We start from the raw sequence: 23,904 nt of genomic DNA on the forward strand, positions 1-23,904 counted from the left end.
CGATGCGCAGATAAAAGGATGTCAAAACCTCCTACTGAAAGCTAGGGTGACGGTATTACGACTAATACTTCGTATTGGTCCTACTGCAGCTGGACTGGCATCAACAGACGAAAGAGGAACAGCGCATGTTTGGATTATCACGAGTTGTCAAACGCATCGAAAACGAGAAATCCCTCGACAGCATCTCGAAGCCCGTTGCCGAATGGGTCTCGAAAGTAACCTCCCCGGACAAAATTAAGTACGCGCTTTCTGGCTCGTGGCTGGGCCACCAACTCCACCCACCACTTACTGATGTTCCGATTGGCGCCTGGGCCATGGCCAGCGTGTTAGACCTCACCGGTGGGGAGCAGATGCGCCCTGCCTCCCAGCGGCTTGTCGCCCTGGGCATCCTGTCCTCGATTCCGGTCGCGATTACCGGTGCATCGGATTGGTCTGATTCCTACGGCAAAGCACGTCGCGTCGGTACGGCGCACGCTCTGGCCAACTCCATGGGGATGGAATTCCAAATCATGTCGTGGTTGGCTCGTCGCAAAGATCGCCATGTGCTGGGTGCCAGCCTCTCGTTGATCGGTCTGGGCTTTACTGGCGCAGCAGGATATCTGGGCGGACACCTCTCCTTCGATATGGGAGTGGGCGTCAACCATGCAGCCTTCGAAAAACGTACCAACAAGTGGACTGATGTGGCAGCAGAAGAGGAGATCCAAGAAGGCCAGCTCCATCGCGTGACCGTCAACGACACTCCCGTCGTGATCACCCGCCACAAAGGTGACCTTCATGCGATGTCAGCCACCTGTGCTCACGCCGGCGGGCCATTGGATAAAGGCGAAATCGAAGGTGACTGCATCGTCTGCCCGTGGCACCAAAGTAAATTCCGTATCACCGACGGGACTCCGCAACGTGGTCCGGCAGGCGCTAACCAGCCGATGTGGCAGGTCCGCGCTGAAGATGGCCGCATCGCCATCCGAAGCGCGGAATAACGGAGGCTGAGATGGGGACCAAATTTTCCGTCGGAGATCATGTGTCGTGGAATTCCGAGGCGGGTCGAGTCTCGGGGAAGATCATCAAGGTGCACACGGCTGACTTTGACTACAAAGGCCACACCCGCAGAGCCTCCGAGGATGAGCCGCAGTACGAGATCCAAAGCGACAAAACCGACCATATTGCGGCCCATAAAGGCAGCGCCTTACGAAAGATCGATTAGGCTGCCGTGACACGCCCAACGGTCTATACGGTGGGGCACTCCAACCGGAGCCTCGACGAATTCCTCGAGCTTATGGTGGAGAACTCGGTCCGGCACGTCGTGGATGTCCGCAAACTGCCCGGTTCCAAACGTTACCCGCAATTCAACGCGGATACGCTAGCTGAACAGTTGGCGGATCACGATATTGAGCTCACTCGCGCGGCGGGTCTGACCGGACGGCGCAAGGTCAGCAAAGACATCGCGTTCGGGGTCAACGCGTGGTGGCAGAATCGCAGCTTCCACAACTACGCCGATCATGCCCTATCCGACGAGTTCCGCCAGGCCTTCACCGAACTCGAGGCAACAGCCCGAGCACAGCCGACGGTCGTGATGTGCGCCGAAGCCGTGTGGTGGCGGTGTCACCGGCGCATTATTGCCGATTATCTGCTCATGGCGGAGTACCCGGTGGAACATATTATGGGTCCCGGTCAGCTCATGACCGCTGACCTGAGCGCCGGTGCGGTGTCGCAGGATGACGGTTCAATTGTGTATCCGAAAACGGATGACACAATGGAAGGATGATGAGCTCAAGTCAGCGTGATGCGCAATGTGTTCAGGTCGTTGAGGCACGGTTACATAATCTCAACAATGTTTCGGTGGAATTCCCGCGCGGTGCGGTCGTGGCCTTCACCGGGGTGTCCGGTTCCGGGAAGTCCTCTCTGGCGTTTGGCACCATCCACGGTGAGGCGCAACGTCGGTATTTAGAATCAGTGGCCCCGTTCGCGCGACGGCTCATCGGTTCGGCGGTGGATCCACAGGTCGAAATGGTGGAGGGGATGCCACCTACGGTCGCGTTGGAACAACGGACCTCAGCTGGCGGATCACGCTCCGATGTCGGGACCATTACCGCGCTGTCGAATTCGCTACGGCTACTTTTCTCCCGGGCGGGCGACCACCCCGATGAGGTGCTCAACCCCGATTACGGCATAGCCGGCGGCCGATTGACGGCCGGGCACTTTTCGCCATATACCACCGAGGGCATGTGCCCGGACTGTCAGGGGGTGGGTCAACAATTCGAACCCGCCGAAGAACTCATGGTGCCCGACCCCAACCTGAGCATCATTGACGGCGCGATCGCGGCCTGGCCCGGTGCGTGGTTAGGCAAAAACTTCCGCGAAATACTCGAAACACTGGGCGTGGATACCCACCGACCCTGGCGCGAACTCGACCAAGACACGCGCGACTGGATCCTCTACACCGACGAAACCCCGGTGATCACGGTGGTTCCGGTCCGGGAAGCCGGACGCACCCAAGGACCGTATGAAGGCAAATGGGAATCCGTCGCCCGATATTTACGCCGGACCGTGGCCGCGACCCAGTCGGACAAAAACCGTGCCCGGGCGTTTCGCTTTTTCACCGCCCGAACCTGCCCCACATGCCAGGGTCACCGGTTGAATGCTGGCGCGCTGCAAGTTCGCTATCTCGACGAACCCATCTGGCAGCTGACCCATTTACACCTTGATGAGCTGTTGGAACGCCTCCAGCAGCGCTACGACTTTCTGCAAACCCAACCTGCCGGTGATGATGGCCCAGAGCGTGGGGCCGAACGAATCCTGCTGCCCTCCGCACTGTCTGTCTTAGAGGCCGTCAATGCGCTGGGCTTGGGTCACTTGTCGATGGATCGTCCCGCCACGACTCTCTCAACCGGCGAACTGCAACGCCTCCGGTTAGCCTCTCAGGTCCGAGAAGGCTTATTCGGGGTGGCCTACGTCCTGGACGAACCATCTGCCGGGCTGCACCCGGCCGAGAAACGCATGCTGTCCAAACTGTTTGAACGCTTCATTGCCGATGGCAACTCCGTGTTGTTAGTCGAACACGACATGTCGTTGGTGGCCCAAGCCGACTGGGTGATTGACGTCGGCCCGAAAGCCGGGGTGGAGGGTGGCAACATCGTCTACTCGGGACCCACCAGTGGGTTGGCCGAGGCCCAAGAGTCCATCACCGCCCAGTATGTTCACCCCGGACCCTTGGAACTAGCCGAGGCTCCGCGCCGCGAGGCCAGCGGCGCATTACACCTGACCGGGGTCACCGCCCGCACCATCGTCGATCAAGATGTGACCTTTCCGCTGGGCCAATTCACCACCGTCACCGGGGTGTCCGGCTCCGGGAAGACCACGTTGGTCACCCATGTGCTGGGCAGCCTTGTCAAAGATGCGGTCTCAACCACCGTTACCGATGAGCCCCAAGACGAGGAAGCCACGAGTCCTGAAGATGTGCAGGTCAGGTCCGTGGAGGGGCTCGAGCAGATTCAGCGCTCAGTGCATATTACCCAGCGACCCATCGGGCGCACACCGCGGTCGGTGGTTGCGACCTATACCGGAATCTTCGATCGGGTCCGGCGCATCTTCGCAGACACCGAGGAAGCCCAGCGTCGGGGGTGGGGCATCGGCCGATTTTCATTCAACGTCGCCGAGGGTCGGTGTCCGCAGTGTTCCGGACTGGGGCAGATCGAAGTCGAACTGATCTTCTTGCCCGGCTCCTATGCCGTGTGCCCGGTCTGCTACGGCAAACGCTTCAATCCCGAAACTCTCGAAGTGACGTGGAACGGTTACACGGTCGCCGATGTGCTGGATTTGTCCGTAACGGAAGCCACCGAAGTCTTCGCTGACGACGCGGCGGTCCTGCGCGCACTTGACGCGTTAGAAGGCATCGGTTTGGGGTACATCACGCTTGGCCAGCGAGCGACCGAATTATCCGGCGGCGAAGCCCAGCGCATCAAACTGGCCACTGAGTTACAACGCATCACCACCAACCACACCGTCTACCTACTCGACGAGCCGTCTACGGGTCTGCACCCGGCCGATATCGACTTGCTCAACGCACAGTTACATCGTCTGGTGGACCACGGCCACACCGTCATTGTCGCTGAACACGACCAATCGATCATCGCTTCATCCGACCATGTGATCGACATGGGACCGGGTGCCGGAACGGCCGGCGGCAAGGTGGTTGCGGCGACGACCCCGGCTGGATTAGCTACCTTGCCCGCCTCGGTAACGGGTCAGTACCTCGCGGATGCGGCGATGCTTTCTCAGGTGCCCTCGCAGCCTGCGCCATAACGGACCCGCTGCGGATTGTCCTACAGAGTATTTCCAAGCCAGGCGGAGAAACGCCGCAAGACACACCACCGACAGTAGCGGTTCAAAAATCGCCCTACCTTCCGGTATCTACGCTCTTGTCAGCCCGCAGGCGACAACGTAGCTTAACGTACGACAAGCTGCACTTGGTAAGCATTTTGATGTGATTCGAGGAATGCCATGCCGGAATTTGAACTTGCTGGCCTCGATCTGGCGATCATCGCAGCCTATGCGCTGGGTATTGTCGCCATCGGGTTTTGGGTCGGCCGCGGTACCAAAAACTCTGATGATTACTTCCTCGCAGGCCGAGGGATGATCTGGCCGCTGGTCGGGTTTTCGCTGATTGTATCGAACTTCTCCGGTACCCAATTTCTTGGACTAGCTGGGGCAGGATACGACACCGGCATTTCGGTGTGGAACTTCGAGTGGATGGCCACCCTCATTTTGGTGTTCTTCGCGGTGCTCATCCTGCCGATCTACCTGCAATCCAAGATCACGACCGTCCCAGAGTTCTTAGAAAAACGCTACGATCGACGCTCCCGCTACGCATTTTCCGGGTTTACCGTGTTGAGCGGGATGCTGATCGACTCGGCCGGCGGCATGTTCGCCGGCGCAATCATTTTGAACCTGCTGTACCCGGACATCCCGCTGATGGTCCACATCGTGATTATCGCGGTCCTGGGTGGGGTCTATGTCATTCTCGGTGGACTGCGCGCGGTCATGATCACCGACACCATCCAAGGCATTCTGCTGCTGATCGCCTCCGGGACCATCTTTGTCATCCTGTTTGCCGAATTCGGGTTCGACTGGGGGATCTTCCGTGAGCTCGCCCCCGAAGATGGGTTCACGATCGCGCCTCCGGCCGATGATGACTTCATGCCCTGGCCCGGGATTTTCACCGGGGTCATCTGGTTAGGCCTCTACACCTGGATCACCAACCACGTCGTCGTCCAGCGAGTACTGGCAGCTAAGAACCTCGATCACGGCCGGTGGGGCGCGTTGTTCGCCGGTTTGATGCAGCTGCCCTGGCTCGTGCTGCTCATCTTCCCCGGGATCCTGGCCCGCGACGTGTTCCCGGAACTCGAAAACCCCGATTTGGCGTGGCCGTCGCTGATCTTCGAGTACATGCCCGTCGGGATTCGCGGGCTGATCGTTGCCGCACTGCTGGCCGCACTCATGTCGACGTTGGATTCGGTACTCAACGGCGCTGCCAGCCTGGTCGTCAATGACTTTATAAAAACGCGCAAAAAAGAATTCACCGAGAAACAGCTACTGCGAATCAGCCGGGCCCTGGTCGGGGTCTTCATGGTCATCGCGGTCCTCTGGGCTCCGGTGATCCTGAACTTCGACACCATCGTGCAGTATTTCCAGTCGTTTTTGGGCTACGTCACCATGCCCGTGGTCGTGGTGCTAATCGGCGGGATCTTCTGGAAACGTGCCACCGCCACGGCCGCGTTCTGGACGCTGGTGGTGGTCACCTCGATCGGTGTGGTCGGGTTCGTCACCGGTGAGTTGCTAGAGCTCCACGGGATCCAGTTCCTGTACGCCACCGGAATCATGGTGGTGCTCAGCACCATCAGTTTCGTCACGATCTCACTGATGACCCCCGCACCGGAACGTGCCAGCATCAAAGAAGTCACCTTCGACCGCAGCACCTGGGCAGAAGAAACCGAACAGCTCCGGGGCAAACCGTGGTACAAGAACTACCGCTACCTTTCAGCGGGCGTTGTGGTCCTGACTGTCGCCGTGGTGGTCCCGTTCATTTGATCGTGTACAACAAGGAGACGAAACATGGTGTTTTTCCCAACGGCCATTCTGGTGGGAGTCGACCACACCCGCGAGTCGACCCACGCGGTGCTCACGGCAGTCGAACTGTGCCAGGCCACGAACTCACCGCTGCACCTGGCCCACGTCAAACTCACCTCAGGGCTCCTGCGCGGTCGGCCAATGACCCCATCACAGCGCGGTGCCACCGACGACGAAGCAGACGCCATACTGCAAGAATTCAGTACTGTGGCGACCGAGGCCGGGTTGGCACCCACAGACGTGCATGTGCGCTACGGCGAAAACACCGAACGGGAACTCGTACGGTTACAGAACGAGCTCTCAGCAGGCTTGCTGGTCATTGGTGAAGGGGCCACCGGCAACCTGGCGGCGCGGATGTTTCAATCCCAACACGGCTCAGGGGCTGTTGATCGCTCCACGGGCTCGGTGCTGGTGGTCCGGCCGCCCGAAGGGTTTGTGGGCCGCCGGGACCAGACCGGTTAGTACTGCGGCGTGGCCTCGGGATAGATCTGTCCGATTGGCAACTTCTTCTCGGCCTGGAACTCGTCTTCTCCCCGGCCGTAAGCCCAATACGCCGATAAGGATAGGGCAGCCCGGTCCACCCCGCGTTCATCATGCAGGTAGGCACGCAGTGCTTTCATGCTTTCGCGCTCACCATGAACAAACGCCTGGACGCGGCCTTCCCGCCACGGCAGCGCTTTGATGGCCTGTTCTAAGACGGTCGATTCCGGGGTGAAGGGACCGCCGCGGTGCAACCAGGTGACCTCAATGCCTTCGGGGGCGACCAGGTCCCATTCGTCAGCAGCGGTGGCGACCTCGATCAGCGCGTACCCCACTGCGTCGTCGGGCATTGCCGTCAGGGCCGCACCGATGGCAGGGATCGCGGCTTCGTCGCCGGCCAGCAGATGCCAGTCAGCTTCTGGATCGGGCTGGTATTTGCCCCCGGGACCGGAAAATTGCAGCAGATCGCCAACCTTGGCCTGCTCCGCCCACGGTCCGGCCAGTCCGTCGGCCCCGTGAATGACGAAATCCATTTTCAACGTCTCGGTTGTGGGATCCACCGAATGCACGGTGTAGGTCCGGCGCAACGGCAGCTCATCGCGCGGCATCGTTTTGCGCAGTTCATCCAGATCAAACGGTGGGGTCAGCCCCGAGTTAGGATCTTGCGGCAGCAATAGTTTGACGTATTTATCTACCGCGTCGGAATCCTGGAAGTTTTTGAAGTCTTCGCCGCCGAAGGTGATGCGTCGATACGTTGGAGAAATATCCTCCACGGCGACAACCTCCATCACCATTTGGGGACGACGGGGACGACTCCGCGTGGTGGCGGCGACTTGCTGAGACAAGGAAACTCCTTTGAAACGAATTAGGTCATAACCTCTTTACCTAATATATGAGGCTACCCTCAGTCGCGGGGAATGTGAAGCGAGCTACGCGCTGAGCCCCTGCACTCCTCGCAGAGGGCAGGAGCGTGAGCGATGACGTGCACGTCACATTCTGTATCATCAGCCGCTGTCACCTATGACCAGCTGATGTCCGGGGTTTACACTGGCATCATCACAGCGGCGAACCGCCCTCGTGCGATGTTCGCTATAAAAGCTCAACACGCCTAGGCAAAGGAGCGCTATGTCCGACCTGACTCGGGATCAGATTCGACACTTGTCCCAATTAGCTCACCTCAATCTCACCGACGAAGAGTTAGATCGTGTCTCCGATGAGCTCGACCAGATCGTGGACTCCGTGGCCCGCGTTCAAGAAGCTGCGTCCGAGGATATCGAAGCCACTTCACACCCGATTGCGCTGACCAATGTCTTCCGCGCCGATGTGGTTCGTGGGGTGCTCAGCCAAGAAGAAGCACTCTCCGGCGCCCCCGAGGCCGAAACCGGCCGGTTCAAAGTGCCCGCAATTTTGGATGAGGATGATCGATGAACCACCACGAAATGATTCGGCTCACGGCCTTACAAATGGCCGAAGAGCTGCGGAAGAAAACCTTTTCCTCAGTAGAACTGACCCGGGCGCACTTTGAACGTATTTATGAGATCGATGGGACCGCAGAGGCCGGGATCCACGCGTATTTACACCTCAATGAAGACGAAGCCTACGCGGTGGCCGCTGAAGTCGATGCGATTCGCGCAGCAGGCGGCGCCGAAGCCGAGCAGCTCCACCCCTATGCCGGGGTCCCGATTGCTATCAAAGACAATATTGTGACGATCGGGCAGCCCACGACCGCGGCGTCGAAAATGCTCGAAGGCTGGATGAGCCCGTATGACGCCACAGTCATCCGCACGATCCGCGCAGCGAAACTGCCCATCTTGGGCAAAAACAACATGGATGAGTTCGCGATGGGCTCGACCACCGAATACTCGGCCTTCGGTGTGACTCGGAATCCCTGGGATCTTAACCGCGCCCCGGGCGGTTCGGGTGGCGGATCGGCCGCCGCGGTCGCAGCGTTTATGGCCCCGTGGGCCCTGGGCAGCGATACCGGCGGATCGATTCGGGAACCCGCCGCGTTCACCGGCACGGTCGGCACCAAACCCACCTATGGGTCGGTGTCACGCTACGGGTTGATTGCCATGGCCTCGTCCTTTGACCAGATTGGTCCGCATGCCCGCACCACCGCCGACGCCGCAGCGCTACACCAACTTATTGCCGGGCACGACCCCAAGGATGCCACCTCGTTACGCACCTCCTGGGACGGTCTGCTGGATGCCGCTCAAAACCAAGACTTGCGGGGCATGCGCATCGGGGTGCTCGATGAGCTCCAGGGCCCCGGGTTTACCGACGAAATCGACCGTCAGTTCGAAACCGTCCTGGACATGCTGCGCGATGCGGGTGCGATCGTGAGCATCGTGGAGTGCCCGAACATCAAATATGCCCTGCCCGCCTATTACCTGGTGGTCCCCTCGGAAGCCTCATCAAATCTGGCTCGCTTCGACGGGCTGCGCTACGGCAACCGGGTCGTCCCGCACGAAGGTGCCACCGCGGCCGAGGTCATGGCCGCCAGCCGCGAAGCAGGATTCGGCGATGAAGTGAAGCGTCGCATCATTCTGGGCACCTACGCGCTGTCAGCCGGGTATGTGGATGCCTACTACAGTTCGGCCCAGCGCGTGCGCACGCTGGTACAACAGGACCTGAATAAGGCGTTTGAAAAGGTCGATGTGATGATCGGGCCGACCACGCCAACGGTTGCGGTCCCAATGGGTGAGCAAGTCTCCGACCCGGTGTCGATGTATCTAGATGATGTGGTCACGACCCCGGCGAACCTGGCGGGCATCCCGGCGATTTCTATCCCGGGTGGTACCGCTGACCACGGCATGCCCGTGGGCATGCATATTCAAGGCCCAGCCAAGGCCGATGAGGTGGTCTACCGGGTGGCCGCAGGATTGGAACGGCTCATCGAAGAAGCCACCGGCGTGCCGTTTTATGACCGAGCCCCGGAACTCACCGCCGCCGTGACCATGGAAGGAGAACGCCTGTGACCACCCACTCCCCTGCCCTCCCCAGTTTTGAAGAAACCGTCGCACAGTACGATCCGGTCTTGGGATTTGAGGTCCACGTCGAACTCAATACCGCCAGCAAGATTTTCTCGTCGGCACCCAATGCGTTCGGGGATGAGCCCAACACCAATCTCACCGAAGTCGACCTGGGCATGCCCGGTGCGCTACCGACCATGAACTACGGGGCGATCGAAGCCGCGATCAAGCTCGGTCTGGCATTGAACTGTTCAATTGCCGAGACCTGTCGGTTTGCGCGCAAACACTATTTCTATCCGGATGTTCCCAAGAACTTTCAGATCTCCCAGTACGACGAGCCCATCGCCTTTGACGGGTGGGTTGATGTTGAGCTCGACGACGGCGAACTGTTCCGCGTGGAAATCGAACGCGCCCACCTGGAAGAAGATGCCGGCAAACTCACCCACGTGGGCACATCCGGTCGGATCCACGCGGCATCGTATGCGCTGGTGGACTATAACCGCGCCGGGGTGCCCCTGATCGAGATTGTGTCCAAACCCATCGAAGGTGCCGGCGACCGAGCCCCCGAACTTGCCCGCGCCTACGTGCGCACGATTCGTGACATTGTGCGTGCCCTGGATATCTCGGATGCGCATATGGAGCGCGGCAACCTGCGCTGCGACGCTAACGTATCCTTGCAGCCCAAGGGCGCGACCGAATTCGGCACTCGCACCGAGACCAAAAATGTGAACTCGATGCGCACCGTGGCCCAGGCCGTCGAATACGAGATGCGTCGCCAGGCCGCGGTCTTGACCGCCGGGGACCAGGTGAACCAAGAGACTCGGCACTGGCAAGAAGACACCCGCACCACGTCCCCGGGGCGCAGCAAATCCGATGCCGATGACTACCGGTACTTCCGCGAACCCGACCTCGTCCCGATCGAAGTCGACCAAGCCTGGCTCGACCGGCTGCGCGCTGAACTACCCGAGCTGCCAGATCAGCGTCGTCGACGGCTCAAAGCCGAATGGGGCACCTCAGATGCGACCTTCCGCGATCTCGTCCACGCCGGGGCCCTCGACGTCATCGAAGCCACCGTGGATGCCGGAGCAACCCCCGAGGCCGCCCGGAAATGGTGGATGGGTGAACTCGCCCGGCTGGCACATGCGCGCGGCACCTCGCTGGAGGGGCTTGGGGTCACACCCGAAGATGTGGTCGAGGTGGAGTCCTTGGTCGCCGAAGATCTCATCAACGATAAGATCGCCCGGCAACTGTTGGGGTATGTGGCAGACGGCGAAGGCGCCCCGCGAGAAATCGTCGCGGCACGGGCACTCGCGGTGGTCTCCGACGACGAGGTCCTCGGCCAGGCTGTAGATGCGGCCATCGCCGAACATCCGGACGCCGTCGACAAGATCACCAACGGCAAGCTCCAAGCCATCGGCGCGCTCATCGGACCGGTCATGCGGGCCACGGGCGGTCAAGCCGATACGGGGCGTGTACGTGAACTGATCATGCACAAACTCGGGGTCGCGGAGTAAGAGTTCGTCACAGCTTTCGCTGGTGGCAAGCCGATTTCGGGGCGCCTGACATCGATGTGAGAGTGGAAGCTATGCAACGTTTTACTCAATTGACTGTTCGTACCCTCGGTCTGGCGCTTGCCGCCGGCCTAGCCCTGACCGGCTGCTCGTCGGAAGCCTATGAGAATCAACCCGGTGGCGTGGGCCTGGTCATGCACCAGACCAGTTCGTAGACTGGGCGCATGCATGTTCTTTCGCCTGGCGGCCCCGTTGATGACCCCATGGCCACATACCTGGCCGTAGACCGCTCCCAACCACGACACGAATGCTGGGTGACCGGCCACATGGTCGCCGGCCTGGACGGCACGGCGGCCATTGACGGCAAAGTCGGGGCCCTGTCCACCGAGGTCGACCAGGACCTGTTCCGGCGGATGCGACAGATCGCCGACGTCGTGCTCGTCGGGGCCGAAACGGTGCGCAAAGAAGGTTACGGGCTAGTCCGGTTATCCGATGAGGCCAAGGCCGCCCGCGAGCGCGAAGGGAAACCGCCCACTCCCCCGGTCGCAGTCGTCAGCGGCAGCCTAGACCTGAACTGGAATCTCAAACTCTTCCGGGAGGCCCCGTCACACGCCAAAACAATGGTGATTACCACCGAGGCAGCTGACCCCGCCAAGGTCACCGAGGCCAAGCAACACGCCGACGTCATCACCGCTGGCACCGAGCGTGTAACACCCGCCGCAGCCCTGCAAGCACTGGCATCTCGGGGCCACGGTGTGGTGCTATGCGAAGGCGGACCGACCTTACTGGGCGAGTTCGTCGCCGCGGACCGCCTCGATGAACTGTGCTTATCGATCTCACCGGTCATGGGTGGTGACAACCTACCGGTCGGGATTATGCCCGACGGCGCGGGAATCACCACCTTCGAGCTCAAACACATCCTGGGCGAGGCCGACACGTTGTTCTTGCGTTACGAATCCAATCCGCACGAGGGGCACAACCATGAGTAGCGACGCATTCTATGATCTGATGGGTTCAGCCAATTCGGCCCTGTTAGTCGTCACCACCGCCGTCGACGGTGTGCAGGCCGGGTGCATGGTCGGCTACCACGCCCAGGCCAGCATGTCCCCACAGCACTACACGCTCTATTTATCCAAAGCCAACCACACCTACCGCGTAGGTCTGCTCGCGACCCATTTCGCCGTGCACTTTCTGACCGAGCACGACTACGATATGGCCAAACATTTTGCCTGCACCTCGGGCCAAGACACCGACAAATTCGCTGACCTTGCGATTGAAACCGGCGATCACGATCTGCCATTTGTCGTCGCGCTGCCCAACCGGATGGTCCTAGAACGCATTTCGATCTTGGACGACGGTGGCGACCATGTGTGCGTCACCGCCCGGGTGGTCAGCGCCGAATCCGATGGCCACTTCACACCCCTGCGCCTAACCGACGTGTCCGATCTGAAACCCGCCCACGGTGCAGACGAACGCATAATTCAGCCGTAGTCACGTTGAGCGGTACTCAAGCGGTTCGTTCTGGCACAATTCCAGGCATGTCTAGCAGCTGTTTGCGGATGATGTACTTTTGAATTTTGCCTGACGGGGTACGTGGCAGATCTTCGACCACGACGACCCGTTCGGGCCAGTACTGCTTAGCCACCCCTTTTTCCTCGAGATACGCTTGCATAGTTTCCAGAGTCAACGGGGCGGCCCCGTCTGCCATCACCACTGCAACCGCAGCGGTCTCCTGGAGGCGCTCGTGCGGAATCGCCACGACAGCCAGAGCCTCGAGGTCAGGATGTTCATAAAGCACGTTTTCGACATAGGCGACCGGGATATTTTCGCCTCCGCGCACGATTATGTCCTTGGTCCGCCCCGCCAGCGAGAGGTAGCCGTCTTCATCCATGCTGCCTAAATCACCGGTATCAAAGTAATCACCGTCGAATTCTTCGCGGGTCTTGTCCAGTTGGCCCAGGTACCCATGAAATAAGAACGGACCCTTAATTTGGATCCGTCCCTCAGTGCCAGCGGGCACTTCGGTACCGTCGAAATCAACGATGCGAATATCCATGCCGTCAAGGGGGCGGCCATCCGTGGTGAAGATCTTTTCTATGGGATCGTCAGGATGTCCGAAGCTGGATAGCCCGCATTCGGTCTGGCCCCACCCGCCGAACATCACCATCTCGGGCAGTTTCGCCTTGGCCTCGGTGCCGTAGTGCCGTGGGATGGGCGCACCCATGCACGCGAAGCGTTTGAGCGAACTCATGTCGTGACGCTTGATGCCCTCAGCTTGAAGCACATCGTGTAAAAAGGGCGTCGCCGCGGACGTGTGGTTAATCCCGTGGGTTTCCGTAAGCCGGGCGAACTCATTGGCGTCCCAGACATCCTGAAATACGCCGGTCCCACCCAGCATGATCGGCAAGCAGACCCCAAACAAGTACCCAGTCAGATGTCCGAAGGTGGAAGCCATATGTACCACGGTGGACTCGTCCATCCCCAGTTTATCGGGCCAAGGTAAGGCTGCGGCCAGCACCGAGTTCTGGGTGTGCATAACACCTTTAGGCGACCCGGTCGTGCCCGAGGTGAACATGATCAGCGACAGCGCATTTGGCGACGGCCTCTGACTGGTGAAGTCTTTGGGTGCGGTGTCACGCTGCTTGCGCCCGGTGGCTAGGAAATCATCCCAACCGGTATAAAAATCAGAGTCATCGACGCTCGATCCCGCACGGACCACCACGGTTTTGCGCAATCCTGGCAGCTTCTGCCGCAGCCGCTCGATCATAGCAACGTAATCGTAGTTCCGGAACTTACCTGGCACGAACAGAATATTGACTTCGGCTTTTTCGGCCATGAAGCCGATTTCGCGGTCGCGGTAGATCGGAATTAGCGGGTTCGTGACCGCTCCGACCCGTAGGGCTGCTAAGTGCGCAATTAACCATTCGTTCCAGTTGGGTAGTTGAATGCCAATAACATCACCGGGTCCGATCCCGGCGACATCGAGGGCATGAGCGGCTACGTTCACCTGGTCTGCCAGCTGGGCGTAGGTCAGTTGGCCGGCAGAGTCGATTGAGGCCACGTGGTCCGGCCGGGCGGCAACGGCGTCGTCGAGGTAGTCGGTGAGCAGTCGGTTCTTCCAGTGTCCGGAAGCGGTGTAGGTGTCGATGTGGTCTTGGGTGAGCAGCATGTCGGCTTGTACCATGATGATCCTTCGTCGGGGGAACTGGGTTGGCGACGCAGTGTGGTGTGGCTGTGTGGTGGGGTTTTGTAGTTAGATCATGGTGAGGCCACCAGAGACCGACAGGGTTTGGCCGGTCACATAGCCGGTTCGCGGGGATACGAGGAAGGCCACGGCGTTGGCGAGATCTTCTGGTTGGGCCAGGCGTCGTAACGGGATGGACCGTTCCAGTGAGTCCCGAAGTTTTGGCGCGTCAGCGGCGACTTGGGCGAATAGCGGGGTGTCTGCCGGGCCGGGGCAGACCGCGTTGGCCGTGAGTCCGTAGCGTGCTGTCTCACGGGCCAGGGTTTTTGTGAAGGCCACGATGCCGCCTTTGGCCGCCGAGTAGACGGCTTCCCCTGAGGATCCGACGCGAGCCGCATCCGAACCCACATTGACAATCGTGCCGTGACCTTGGTCTTTCATCCGCAGCGCGACGGCTTGGGAACAGTTGAGAACACCAATCAAGTTGATGTTGATGATGCGTTCCCAGATGGCCGGGTCTTGCTCAAGAAAGGGCCCGATTTTGTCCCAGCCGGCGTTATTGACCAGAATGTCGATCACACCGTAGCGGTCCATAACCGCTTCCACCATGGCATCGACGGTGCCCCGGTCGGAGACGTCGACACTGATGCCCATTGCGTCGCACCCAAGTGCCGCGGCAGTGTCTTGCGCTGCTTGTTCGTTTAGATCAGCGATCACGACCTTCGCGCCTTCAGCTGCCAGTCGGCGGGCGATGCCCTTGCCGATCCCGGATGCTGCGCCGGTGACAATGGCGATTTTGCCTGTAAGTCCGAGGCCTGCGATCTCTGCGGTTGCGGTGGTTTCAGTCATAATGGCTCCTTGTGGTAACAAATTTAGGGCGCGTATTGGCGGCCCAGGTTGTGGCGGGCAATGATGAGTTTCATGATCTGAGCGGTGCCGTCGCCGATCTGCAGCCCCAGGACATCGCGTAAGCGCTGTTCGATGGGCAGATCTTTGAGATAGCCGAACTGACCATGGCTGAGCAGGCACTGGTTGATCACGTCGTAGGCGGTTTTGGGTGCCCACCATTTACACATCGCGGCTTCTTTCGAGTGCGGCAAGTCGGCATCCTTGAGCCACAACGTTTTCTGACAGAGCACCTCGGCGGCCGTGAGCATCGTGTCTGCTTCGGCCAGTGGGAACGAGACGCCTTGGAATTTGCCGATATTCTGGTCGAATGCCTGCCGGGTACGAGCGTGTTCCCATGTTTCGTTGAGCGTCTGACGGGCTGCGCCGATGACCTGTAGACCGATCAGGGCTCGGGAGAAATCGAAGCCCTGCATTACCTGGGTAAAGGCAGTCCCTTCTTCACCCAGTAAATTGTCTGCGGGAATCCACGTGTCTGACATTTCGACAAAGCCCCGACCCACGGCGCGGGTGCCCATATCGTTTGCCCCCGTTTTGGTGAGTCCCTCGCGGTCCAGTTCCACCAGAAACGCGCTGATGCCGCGGCCGCGACGTTCCTCCGAGGTGCGAGCAAACACTACGGTGGCCCCGGCATGTAGGGCAAATGACATCGATTTTGTTCCGTTGAGCACCCATCCGCCGTCGCGACGCTGGGCAGTCATCTCCGGGTTGCCAGCATCGGAACCACCCCTGGGTTCGGATAGTCCAATGGCGACAATATCTTCCCCCGAGGTGATCTTCGGAATCCAGCGTCGTTTAATATCCTCGGAGGCATTGCGCAACAGGATTTGGGCCACCAGGGAGGCCACCACTTGTACGTAGGTGACGTTCAAGTCCGCCCTCGATAAGCGCTCAATAATCATCCCCGACGTCAGCGCACGTTCACCTTGGCCGCCGTATTCGGCTGGGATTTCCGGAGCGATGAGACCCGCCTTTCCCATGGTGGTTCGCAGTTCAACCGGAATACAGCGATCGTATTCGCGTTGCTGATAGCCAGCGGCAAGCTGTGGCACGAGCGCTTCGGCACGGTCCAGATAGGTCTGCATGGCTGCGTCGATGGAAAAATCCACGGTGATCTCCTGATGGGCTGTCCTGTGGTCGGTGATTAGAGCATTTTTGAGGCGAAGTCGGGGGTGCGTTTTTCTGCGAACGCTGCCGCCCCTTCTTTGCCTTCGGGAGTGGTGGCGTAGAGGTCCAGGGCCGACATCGCCATGGCGGACAGTCCGGCCTGGTGATCGGTGTCAGCGTTGAAGGATTGCTTCAAAAATCGGATGGCCGTCGGGGATTTCTCCCCGATCTCTGCCGCCCATTCCAGTGCGGCGTCCATGAGCTCATTCAAGGGTACGACTTTATTGACCAGTCCCCATCGTTCAGCGGTTTCGGCATCATAGATGTGATTGAGGAACCAAATCTCGCGAGCGCGTTTCTCGCCGACCACCCGAGCCAGGTAGGCCGAACCGAATCCGGCATCAAAGGAGCCAACTTTTGGCCCGGATTGACCAAAGCGAGCGGTGTCAGCGGCAATAGTCATATCGCACAACACGTGCAAAACGTGCCCGCCACCAATCGCGGCACCATTGACCGCAGCGATGACCGGTTTGGGCGTGTCACGGATCAGTTTGTGCAACTGCCCGATTTCCAACATGCCGGTTTCAGACGGTCCGTAGTCGCCGGTCTCTGCGCGTTGTTTGACATCCCCGCCGGTGCAAAACGCTTTGTCACCCGCACCAGTCAAGATGATGGATTGCACTCCCCGGTCGGATCCTGCCGCCCGGAATGCGGTGATGAGTTCATCCACGGTGTGGGCCGTGAATGCGTTGTAGCGATGCGGACGATTCATCGTGATGACTGCAGTGGTGGCTTTGCGTTCGTAAGTAATGTCCGTAAATTCAGGCACCTGAAGGCCCATGGTTTGGACGTCATTGGTGGTCATAGGGAATGCTCCTTGAATTAGGTGAGATCGGATAACAGGTCTGTATAGTTCTGGCGGTGTTCGGGACGAAGCGCAGCCGACAGTGCGATAGCGATCTGGTCGGCGATGTAGTCGTCCAAGGTTGTGCGGTTCTTGAAGTACCAATGCTTCAGCGCCCAGGTGTGTGCCATCATGAGGAGGTCATAGCCGAATACCGAGACGTTCATCGGCCGGATCATGCCTTGCTCATTGGCTTCGCGCAGTGCCGTCACGAGGGGTTGGGCGGTGCGGATTTCCGCATCTTTGATGGCCTGCAGACCTTCAGCGTCTAAGGTGTGCGATTCGCGGTAGGTCAACAACACGGCAGCGCGCTGGTCGTCGACCACCCGAATAAATGCTTCCAGGGCACTAGCGAGCCGACGGATCGGATCGTCGACTTGGGCGGTGGCAGCCGGTACATGCACGGCCATATCGTCGAGCACGCCGACGATCACGGCGTTGACGAGCTGCTGTTTGGAGGAGAAATACCGGTAAATCAGCCCTACCGAGACATTTGCCTCATCGGCGACAGCTTGCATTGAGACACTTTGCGAGCCGGAAGTGGTCATGAGCCGCGCTGCCGCATCTAGTAGTTGGCGGATCCGGACTTGTGTCCGCGCAGCTTGGGCCGCCTGCGCTGGCTGCATCGTTCCCGTATCGCTTTCCATACCTCGCCCTATCTCGTATCGACTGATCCATCATGAATACTCACTCACTTTGAGTGAATATGAATTCACTTTGTGATCTTAGCCACGTGTATGTGCGGATTGCAAGAGTCGAGAGGAAAGTTTTTTCACCAGCCCAAACTTTCAGCTTCGCAAACCCCTGCGGTTGCTTAGACTGGACCCATGACCTCTTCTGTCTCACCACTGCTCCGCCTGTCCGCGCTCGCTGTTGTCGCAACGCTGGGGCTGAGCGCCTGCGGCTCGGATGACGCCGCACCCGAAACGCCCAGCCCAGATACCGGCAGTAGCCTCGAAGTACCCGAAGCACCCGAGGCCACCGATCAAGAAACCGAGCTCGCGGAGACTCTTGAGGCAGACTTTGAGGTCACCGACGCCGCAACGCTTGAGGACCAGTGGCCGGATTTGACCGCCATGGCGGCTGCACTGGCCGGCACGGAAAACCCCGATCTCTGTCAACAGGCCGGGGCTGAACAATACGGTTTACTCGTCGAAGCGCAACCACCCACCGTACAAGCCAACGTCGATCCCGAAGCGTTACTCGATGAACACGCCAGCGGGGAGACCGTCACGGTGTTCTACGCAAATGATGCCGTCAGCACAGCCGAGCTGCATGAGGTCCATCAGGATACCGACACCTCGTGTGTAGAAGAATATGAATCAGCGATCGACCACAACACCAGCACTTCAGAAGTCGCTGGCCGTTCGGTCGAGGTGCACACCTGGCAGGTGGTGGCCTCCGACCAACTCACCGGGCGCATGATCGATATCATCAACGATGACATTCTGGTACGTTACGCGGCCGCCTACCCACCACAGGTCATCGCCGAAGACCTCGAAGACGATGCGGCCGAGACCTTCAACGAAGCCGCAACCGAGCGTGCCTCCGAGGTCTTTGAGGCTGCAACAGCACAATAAGCTCCGTCAAAAGGTCCAATTGGCCCCGGGTTTGAGACCGCGGGAGTAGCATATGGGTGTGACGCAGACACACTATGTACCCTCCGGCAGCGAAGTCGTCCAATCCCTGCCATGGAAATGGAACGTCCAGGGCCGCATCTTTATTGTGGGCGGTCTGGGCTTCATGTTCGACGCCTGGGACGTCTCTCTCAATGGGATCCTGATCCCTCTGCTGTCCGAAGAATGGAACCTCACACCAGGCCAAGCCGCCTGGATTGGCACCGCCAATTTGTTGGGCATGGCGTTGGGCGCCTTCGTGTGGGCCACCATCGCTGACCGGATCGGCCGCAAGGCTGCCTTCACTGCGACCATCGCGGTGTTTGCGATCTTCACGGTGGCCGGTGTCTTCGCCACCGACATTGTCGTCTTTGCTATCCTGCGATTCATCGCCGGTTTCGGACTGGGTGGTGCCATCCCGGTGGACTATGCCCTCGTCGGAGAATTCACACCCCGTAGGCACCGCGGCAGAGTGCTCACCGCCATGGACGCCTGGTGGCCCATCGGGGCGGCACTGGCCGGATTCGTCTCAGCCTGGTTCGTGACCATGTGGGCCGACTGGCGCCCACCGTTACTGGCCATGGTCCTGCCGGCCATTCTGCTGATCTTTGTGCGACTGTGGATCCCCGAGTCGCCGATGTTTCTGATCCGCACCAATCAGCACGCCAAGGCCCGTGAGGTCATCGACGGATTAGTCGAAGCCACGGGCGCTCAACCCGTCGAATACCGGCTGGACACCATGGAAGATATCCCCAAGATGTCGACCGGGGCACTATGGGATCAGCTGCGCCGGGTATGGGCGTTTTCCTGGCGCACCACCCTGGCCGTGTGGCTGTTATTTCTGACCATCATGTTCGTCTACTACGTCTCCCTGCAGTGGCTGCCCACGTTTCTGATGGACGCCGGATTCGAACAAACCCAAGCGTTTCTGACCACCGGTGGGATGTCGGCCATCGGCCTGATCGGGGCCCTACTATCCACGGTCTTGGTCGAGCGGACCGGGCGCCGTCCTCTGTTGGCTGTTTCGGCCGTCACCGGGTCCATTCTGCTGGTGATCTTGGCCATGTTCTTACACGTCCCACCCGCCGTCCTCCCCTTGGTGTTGGCTTATGGGCTCATCATCCAGATGGCCATTCCGGTGATGTACGCCTACGCCTCAGAGGTCTACCCCACTGACCTGCGATCGTCTGGATTCGGGTGGGCATCGGCGGTATCCCGCATCTCCGCCGGGATTGGACCGCTACTCTTTGTCACGCACATGGTGCCCGCGATGACCTTGCCCGGCGCGTTCGCTTTCGCCGCCGGACTCGTCGTAGTAGCAGTAGTTGCGATGTTTTTCCTGGCGCCGGAGACCACCGGCAAAGATTTGCAGGATTAGGACTTTTAGTGTTGGATCAAAAGGTGAAAACTCGACGTCAACATCGAGTCCTGCACCATTTCTGGCAGACTTCACCCCAACCAAAGTGACCCACCGTACTCATCGGGCCGACTTTGCGTTTCCCTGTTGAGTACAGCTGAAAGGTCGGTGCGGCACATGTCTGAGCCCACGACGATGCCCGCAAATCCATTTCGAGTCATCGCGATCCTGTCGGTCGCGGCCTTTGTGGTCATTCTCAATGAGACCATCATGTCGGTGGCCCTGCCCCGGTTGATGGAAGAATTCAACATCACCGAAGCCACCGTTCAGTGGGTCACCACCGCGTTCATGCTCACCATGGCCGTGGTCATCCCGACCACCGGCTGGATCCTGACCCGGTTTCGACTGCGCAGCGTCTACATCGCCGCAATGCTGATCTTTACCGCCGGCACGCTCGTGGCCGCCTTGGCGCCGGTGTTCATCATGCTGGTCGCCGGGCGCGTGATCCAAGCCATCGGCACCGCGATCATGATGCCCCTGTTGATGACCACCGTGTTGAACCTGGTGCCGTTTGAAAAACGCGGCCGCGTGATGGGCATCGTCGGCATGGTCATCTCGGCAGCCCCCGCGTTAGGGCCGACGGTGGGTGGCGTCATCCTTGAACAGTTCGACTGGCGCTGGATGTTCTGGACCGTGCTCCCCATTGCCGTGGTTACGTTGGTCGTCGGTGGGACCATGCTGCGCAATATCACCGAAACCCGGCCGATGAAGCTCGACTTCTTGTCCGTTATCCTGTCTGCGGTGGGGTTCTCAGGCCTGATTTACGGGTTGAGTTCGCTGGGTGAAGCGGCTCGCGGGGTCGCGCTGGTACCGGCCTGGATTCCCCTGGCGATTGGTGGCATCTCCCTGACCATTTTTGTGCTGCGGCAACTGGCCATGGGGCACAACGCGTTTCTCAACGTCCGGGTCTTCGCGGTACCCACGTATTCGTTTGCGATGGTGTTGATGATTGCCGCGAATATGGCGATGTTCGGCACTTTCATCGTCCTGCCGATCTATATTCAGCAGGTGCTCGGATTTGATGCCCAAGTCGCGGGCATGGTGATGTTGCCGTCTGGCATCCTGATGGGTGTGCTCGGGATTTTCGTAGGGCGTGCTTTCGATGCGGTGGGTGCCCGACCGTTGCTGATCCCCGGTTCGATCATTGGCGCTGCGGGACTGTGGGGCATGACGACACTGAACGCCACCAGCCCGTTATGGATCCTGGTGCTATGGAACATCCTGATGGCCGTGGGGATCGGCATGATGATGGGACCACTAATGACCTCGGCACTGAGTTCACTACCCGGGCGGTTGTATCAACACGGATCAGCGATTTTCTCAACGCTGCAGCAAGTTGCCGCGGCCGGTGGGACCGCACTGTATATCACGGTGATGTCGGTGGCGGCGGTGGTTGGGTTCGGACAGGGCGAAGACCCGTTGACCGCCCAGATGACCGGGATGCACAACGCGCTGATCTGGGGCGCGGTCATTATGCTGTTACCGGTGGTCGGTGCGATCTTCTTCCGCCCTCAACGCCACGTCGACGAACCCGCCCAGGTCTAAGGTCCGCATAACACGAGTGAGCCTGCATCACACAGCGTGACGCAGGCTCACTTGCGGGACGATTATTCGTCGGTTTGTCCGCGCGATCTGCCGTCTGGATCCTGCCGAGGTTGCTGCCGTTGTTGTTCCGAAGTGCTGCGCTCCTCATTGACGCGTCGCAGGTCGCGCATCCGCATACGTGTGCTCGAACCCCGTCCGGTGAGGCGCGGCCCGGTAGTCCGGGACAGCCGGTAATCGATCGGATCCCCGTCGGGGCCGTCTCGTGCCGGAACTTCCGTGGTTTCATCCAGATGATAATGTTCGCCGACGTGTTCGGTAAACAGGTCCATCCGGCGTTCCAGTTGGGCCTGGGTGGCTCGCGCGTCGTCGAGTCTCAGCCCGCGATAGACCGCCAGGGCCATAAACACCATGATGATCGAAAACGGTAACGCCGTGGCAAGGGATGCGGCCTGGAGTGCTTCGAGTCCGCCTGCCAGCAGCAGTCCGATTGCGATGGCACCTTCCAAAAAGGCGAACAGTACACGCGACCAGGCCGGTGGGTTGGGGTGCCCACCTGCGGTGAGCATATTCATCACCAGCGAGCCGGAGTCGGACGAGGTGATGAAGAACAGCACGACCAGGATGATCCCGATAATGGAGAAGACCGTACCCAAGGGCAGGTCGCCCAGCACGGTGAACAGCGAACCTTCAGGTGAAACTTCGCCGTTGGTTACCAGGTCAGCTTCGCCGAAGAGTTGCCGGTAGATACCGGACCCACCCATGACACCGAACCAGATCATGCCGACTAAGGTTGGTACCAGCATCACACCGATAATGAACTGGCGAATGGTGCGACCGCGGGAGACTCGGGCGATGAAAATGCCCACGAATGGTGCCCAGGCAATCCACCAGCCCCAGTAGAACAGGGTCCAGGTCGAGTACCAGGCGCCGCCCTCTTCACCGGCATAGGCTCCGATGTCAAAGGACATTTCAAAGAAGTTCGCCAACCAGACGCCGACGGACTCGATGAAGTTTTCGGCCAGAAACAGGGTTGGTCCCAGCAACAGGGCCGAGACGGTCAGGACCCCGGCCAGGGACAGGTTGATTGAGGACAACCACTTCATCCCGCGACCAATGCCCGAGACCACCGAGGCGGTGGCGATAAACGTAATGATAATGATCAGGATGATCAGCAGGGTCACGTCGTAGTCTTGCACAAAATTCAGGTGCTCGAGACCGGTCGCAATTTGTTGGACGCCCAGCCCCAGTGAGGTCGCGACCCCGGCCATGGTCCCGAAAATCGCGAGCACATCGATGGTGTCACCCAGCCAGCCGCGCACGCGTTTGGCACCGATCAGCGGTTCAAACACCCAGCGGATCGACACAGGCCGGCCGCGCCGGTGAATCGTGTAGGCGACCCCGAGGCCGAGCACACCGTACACGGCCCAGGGGTGTAAGCCCCAGTGGAGGAAGGTTTGGGCCATGCCCATCTGGGCTAGCTCTTCGGGACTGCCTTCCCACCCGGGTTTGGGGTCAACAGTTGCATAGGTCAGGGGTTCGCCGACCCCGTAGAAAATCAGGCCGATACCCATGCCGGTGGCAAACAGCATCGAAAACCATGCACCGGTCGAAAATTCGGGTTCGTCGTCGGGTGCCCCGAGCTTGATCCGCCCGTATTTGGATAACGCGACGAATAGACAGAAAATAATGAACCCGAACATGATCAGGATGTAGTACCACCCCAGCGTGTCCACGATCCATGATTGGGCACCCAGCAGGGCCTCGCCGGAGGCATCGGGGAAGAAAATGGTGATCCCGGCTGCTAACAGCAGCACGATGATCGCCGGATAAAAGACCCGGGGACTAATCAGGCCGCGCTTAAGGGTCACGCCCTGGCGCAACAGCTTCATGGTGGTCGCATCGTCGGAGTCCAGGTTGCGGATCTGCATATCCCAGGGCAACACATCGGAACGGTCCTGGGCCTGGAGTTCATCAACCTGTTCGTCAATCTCGGGATCGGTTTTGATCGCCGGTTCCTCGACACCACCGGGATTGTCAGTCCCTGTGGTTTCCTCTTCCTGAGCTTTGTCTGACAACCTGTTTCCTCCAATACCTACGTGACTGAAGTTTTCTCCATCCTAAGTGCCAAGGTCGAAGATG

22 protein-coding genes are annotated in these 23,904 nt (G+C 59.7%); 15 read left to right on the forward strand and 7 right to left on the reverse strand.

The window, feature by feature from the left end:
• Positions 1-125: 125 nt before the first annotated feature.
• The 6 genes from J2S62_RS10530 (at position 126) to J2S62_RS10555 (ending at position 6,585) form a co-directional block, all read left to right on the forward strand.
• Complete coding sequence (locus J2S62_RS10530) at positions 126-977, forward strand: Rieske 2Fe-2S domain-containing protein (RefSeq protein WP_310174473.1); 852 nt, start codon at positions 126-128, stop codon at positions 975-977.
• An 11-nt stretch (positions 978-988) separates the two neighbouring features.
• Positions 989-1,201, forward strand: a complete 213-nt coding sequence (locus J2S62_RS10535) for a hypervirulence associated TUDOR domain-containing protein (RefSeq protein ID WP_310174476.1) — start codon at positions 989-991, stop codon at positions 1,199-1,201.
• A 6-nt stretch (positions 1,202-1,207) separates the two neighbouring features.
• On the forward strand, positions 1,208-1,762 hold the full coding sequence (locus J2S62_RS10540; RefSeq protein ID WP_310174478.1) for a DUF488 domain-containing protein: 555 nt from the start codon (positions 1,208-1,210) through the stop codon (positions 1,760-1,762).
• On the forward strand, positions 1,759-4,299 hold the full coding sequence (locus J2S62_RS10545; protein ID WP_310174480.1) for an excinuclease ABC subunit UvrA: 2,541 nt from the start codon (positions 1,759-1,761) through the stop codon (positions 4,297-4,299). Before J2S62_RS10540 ends, J2S62_RS10545 begins: the two co-directional genes overlap by 4 nt.
• A gap of 198 nt (positions 4,300-4,497) precedes the next feature.
• Positions 4,498-6,084 (forward strand): sodium:solute symporter family transporter, encoded by a 1,587-nt coding sequence (locus J2S62_RS10550; RefSeq protein ID WP_310174483.1) that lies wholly within the window; start codon positions 4,498-4,500, stop codon positions 6,082-6,084.
• Between the two features lie 24 nt (positions 6,085-6,108).
• Positions 6,109-6,585, forward strand: a complete 477-nt coding sequence (locus J2S62_RS10555; RefSeq protein WP_310174485.1) for a universal stress protein — start codon at positions 6,109-6,111, stop codon at positions 6,583-6,585.
• Here the strand turns inward: J2S62_RS10555 and J2S62_RS10560 are convergent.
• A complete protein-coding gene (locus tag J2S62_RS10560) occupies positions 6,582-7,448 on the reverse strand; it encodes a siderophore-interacting protein (protein WP_310174487.1) in 867 nt (288 codons plus the stop codon). The two genes, J2S62_RS10555 and J2S62_RS10560, sit on opposite strands and share 4 nt — an antisense overlap.
• A 280-nt stretch (positions 7,449-7,728) precedes the next feature.
• Between J2S62_RS10560 and gatC the strand changes: the two genes are divergently transcribed.
• The 6 genes from gatC to J2S62_RS10590 all read left to right on the forward strand — a co-directional run bounded on the left by gatC (position 7,729) and on the right by J2S62_RS10590 (position 12,577).
• Positions 7,729-8,031, forward strand: coding sequence for an Asp-tRNA(Asn)/Glu-tRNA(Gln) amidotransferase subunit GatC (gatC, locus tag J2S62_RS10565; RefSeq protein WP_310174489.1), 303 nt, complete (start codon positions 7,729-7,731; stop codon positions 8,029-8,031).
• Entirely contained in the window at positions 8,028-9,581 is a 1,554-nt protein-coding gene (gene gatA, locus J2S62_RS10570; RefSeq protein WP_310174491.1) for an Asp-tRNA(Asn)/Glu-tRNA(Gln) amidotransferase subunit GatA, read from the forward strand. The genes gatC and gatA overlap by 4 nt, the downstream gene beginning before the upstream one ends.
• Positions 9,578-11,089: an Asp-tRNA(Asn)/Glu-tRNA(Gln) amidotransferase subunit GatB gene (gene gatB, locus J2S62_RS10575; RefSeq protein WP_310174493.1), complete on the forward strand. Its 1,512-nt coding sequence runs from the start codon at positions 9,578-9,580 to the stop codon at positions 11,087-11,089. The genes gatA and gatB overlap by 4 nt, the downstream gene beginning before the upstream one ends.
• Before the next feature lie 71 nt (positions 11,090-11,160).
• Complete coding sequence (locus tag J2S62_RS10580; RefSeq protein ID WP_310174495.1) at positions 11,161-11,301, forward strand: hypothetical protein; 141 nt, start codon at positions 11,161-11,163, stop codon at positions 11,299-11,301.
• A 9-nt stretch (positions 11,302-11,310) separates the two neighbouring features.
• Positions 11,311-12,075, forward strand: coding sequence for a pyrimidine reductase family protein (locus J2S62_RS10585; protein ID WP_310174497.1), 765 nt, complete (start codon positions 11,311-11,313; stop codon positions 12,073-12,075).
• On the forward strand, positions 12,068-12,577 hold the full coding sequence (locus J2S62_RS10590) for a flavin reductase family protein (protein WP_310174499.1): 510 nt from the start codon (positions 12,068-12,070) through the stop codon (positions 12,575-12,577). Before J2S62_RS10585 ends, J2S62_RS10590 begins: the two co-directional genes overlap by 8 nt.
• A gap of 16 nt (positions 12,578-12,593) precedes the next feature.
• Here J2S62_RS10590 and J2S62_RS10595 read toward each other — a convergent pair whose 3' ends face one another.
• The 5 genes from J2S62_RS10595 to J2S62_RS10615 all read right to left on the reverse strand — a co-directional run bounded on the left by J2S62_RS10595 (position 12,594) and on the right by J2S62_RS10615 (position 17,834).
• Positions 12,594-14,270 (reverse strand): AMP-binding protein, encoded by a 1,677-nt coding sequence (locus J2S62_RS10595; protein ID WP_310174500.1) that lies wholly within the window; start codon positions 14,268-14,270, stop codon positions 12,594-12,596.
• A 69-nt stretch (positions 14,271-14,339) separates the two neighbouring features.
• Positions 14,340-15,119, reverse strand: a complete 780-nt coding sequence (locus J2S62_RS10600; protein WP_310174502.1) for an SDR family NAD(P)-dependent oxidoreductase — start codon at positions 15,117-15,119, stop codon at positions 14,340-14,342.
• Positions 15,120-15,142: 23 nt separating this feature from the next.
• Positions 15,143-16,285 carry an acyl-CoA dehydrogenase family protein gene (locus J2S62_RS10605; RefSeq protein ID WP_310174504.1) on the reverse strand — a complete coding sequence of 381 codons (1,143 nt, stop codon included), beginning with the start codon at positions 16,283-16,285 and terminating at the stop codon, positions 15,143-15,145.
• A gap of 35 nt (positions 16,286-16,320) precedes the next feature.
• On the reverse strand, positions 16,321-17,148 hold the full coding sequence (locus J2S62_RS10610; RefSeq protein WP_407649959.1) for an enoyl-CoA hydratase-related protein: 828 nt from the start codon (positions 17,146-17,148) through the stop codon (positions 16,321-16,323).
• A 17-nt stretch (positions 17,149-17,165) separates the two neighbouring features.
• Positions 17,166-17,834 (reverse strand): TetR/AcrR family transcriptional regulator, encoded by a 669-nt coding sequence (locus J2S62_RS10615; RefSeq protein WP_310174506.1) that lies wholly within the window; start codon positions 17,832-17,834, stop codon positions 17,166-17,168.
• A gap of 180 nt (positions 17,835-18,014) precedes the next feature.
• Here J2S62_RS10615 and J2S62_RS10620 point away from each other — a divergent pair, with 180 nt between their 5' ends.
• From J2S62_RS10620 to J2S62_RS10630, 3 genes are all read left to right on the forward strand, one after another.
• A complete protein-coding gene (locus J2S62_RS10620) occupies positions 18,015-18,767 on the forward strand; it encodes a hypothetical protein (RefSeq protein WP_310174508.1) in 753 nt (250 codons plus the stop codon).
• Between the two features lie 58 nt (positions 18,768-18,825).
• Positions 18,826-20,181: an MFS transporter gene (locus tag J2S62_RS10625; protein WP_310174510.1), complete on the forward strand. Its 1,356-nt coding sequence runs from the start codon at positions 18,826-18,828 to the stop codon at positions 20,179-20,181.
• Positions 20,182-20,337: 156 nt separating this feature from the next.
• Positions 20,338-21,765 (forward strand): MDR family MFS transporter, encoded by a 1,428-nt coding sequence (locus J2S62_RS10630; protein WP_310174512.1) that lies wholly within the window; start codon positions 20,338-20,340, stop codon positions 21,763-21,765.
• A gap of 62 nt (positions 21,766-21,827) precedes the next feature.
• Here the strand turns inward: J2S62_RS10630 and J2S62_RS10635 are convergent, their stop codons facing one another.
• Positions 21,828-23,840: a BCCT family transporter gene (locus tag J2S62_RS10635; RefSeq protein WP_310174514.1), complete on the reverse strand. Its 2,013-nt coding sequence runs from the start codon at positions 23,838-23,840 to the stop codon at positions 21,828-21,830.
• Positions 23,841-23,904: the final 64 nt, after the last annotated feature.

The organism is Enteractinococcus fodinae, from assembly GCF_031458395.1.
GTDB classification, from domain to species: domain Bacteria; phylum Actinomycetota; class Actinomycetes; order Actinomycetales; family Micrococcaceae; genus Yaniella; species Yaniella fodinae.

Coding starts and splice junctions, on each gene's coding strand:
- J2S62_RS10545 (WP_310174480.1), top strand. CDS start 1,759: ATGATGAGCTCAAGTCAGCGTGATGCGCAATGTGTTCAGGTCGTTGAG.
- gatA (WP_310174491.1), top strand. CDS start 8,028: ATGAACCACCACGAAATGATTCGGCTCACGGCCTTACAAATGGCCGAA.
- J2S62_RS10615 (WP_310174506.1), bottom strand. CDS start 17,834: ATGGAAAGCGATACGGGAACGATGCAGCCAGCGCAGGCGGCCCAAGCT.
- J2S62_RS10535 (WP_310174476.1), top strand. CDS start 989: ATGGGGACCAAATTTTCCGTCGGAGATCATGTGTCGTGGAATTCCGAG.
- J2S62_RS10550 (WP_310174483.1), top strand. CDS start 4,498: ATGCCGGAATTTGAACTTGCTGGCCTCGATCTGGCGATCATCGCAGCC.
- J2S62_RS10595 (WP_310174500.1), bottom strand. CDS start 14,270: ATGGTACAAGCCGACATGCTGCTCACCCAAGACCACATCGACACCTAC.
- J2S62_RS10585 (WP_310174497.1), top strand. CDS start 11,311: ATGCATGTTCTTTCGCCTGGCGGCCCCGTTGATGACCCCATGGCCACA.
- J2S62_RS10600 (WP_310174502.1), bottom strand. CDS start 15,119: ATGACTGAAACCACCGCAACCGCAGAGATCGCAGGCCTCGGACTTACA.
- J2S62_RS10620 (WP_310174508.1), top strand. CDS start 18,015: ATGACCTCTTCTGTCTCACCACTGCTCCGCCTGTCCGCGCTCGCTGTT.
- J2S62_RS10580 (WP_310174495.1), top strand. CDS start 11,161: ATGCAACGTTTTACTCAATTGACTGTTCGTACCCTCGGTCTGGCGCTT.
- J2S62_RS10610 (WP_407649959.1), bottom strand. CDS start 17,148: ATGACCACCAATGACGTCCAAACCATGGGCCTTCAGGTGCCTGAATTT.
- J2S62_RS10590 (WP_310174499.1), top strand. CDS start 12,068: ATGAGTAGCGACGCATTCTATGATCTGATGGGTTCAGCCAATTCGGCC.
- J2S62_RS10555 (WP_310174485.1), top strand. CDS start 6,109: ATGGTGTTTTTCCCAACGGCCATTCTGGTGGGAGTCGACCACACCCGC.
- J2S62_RS10530 (WP_310174473.1), top strand. CDS start 126: ATGTTTGGATTATCACGAGTTGTCAAACGCATCGAAAACGAGAAATCC.
- J2S62_RS10630 (WP_310174512.1), top strand. CDS start 20,338: ATGTCTGAGCCCACGACGATGCCCGCAAATCCATTTCGAGTCATCGCG.
- gatC (WP_310174489.1), top strand. CDS start 7,729: ATGTCCGACCTGACTCGGGATCAGATTCGACACTTGTCCCAATTAGCT.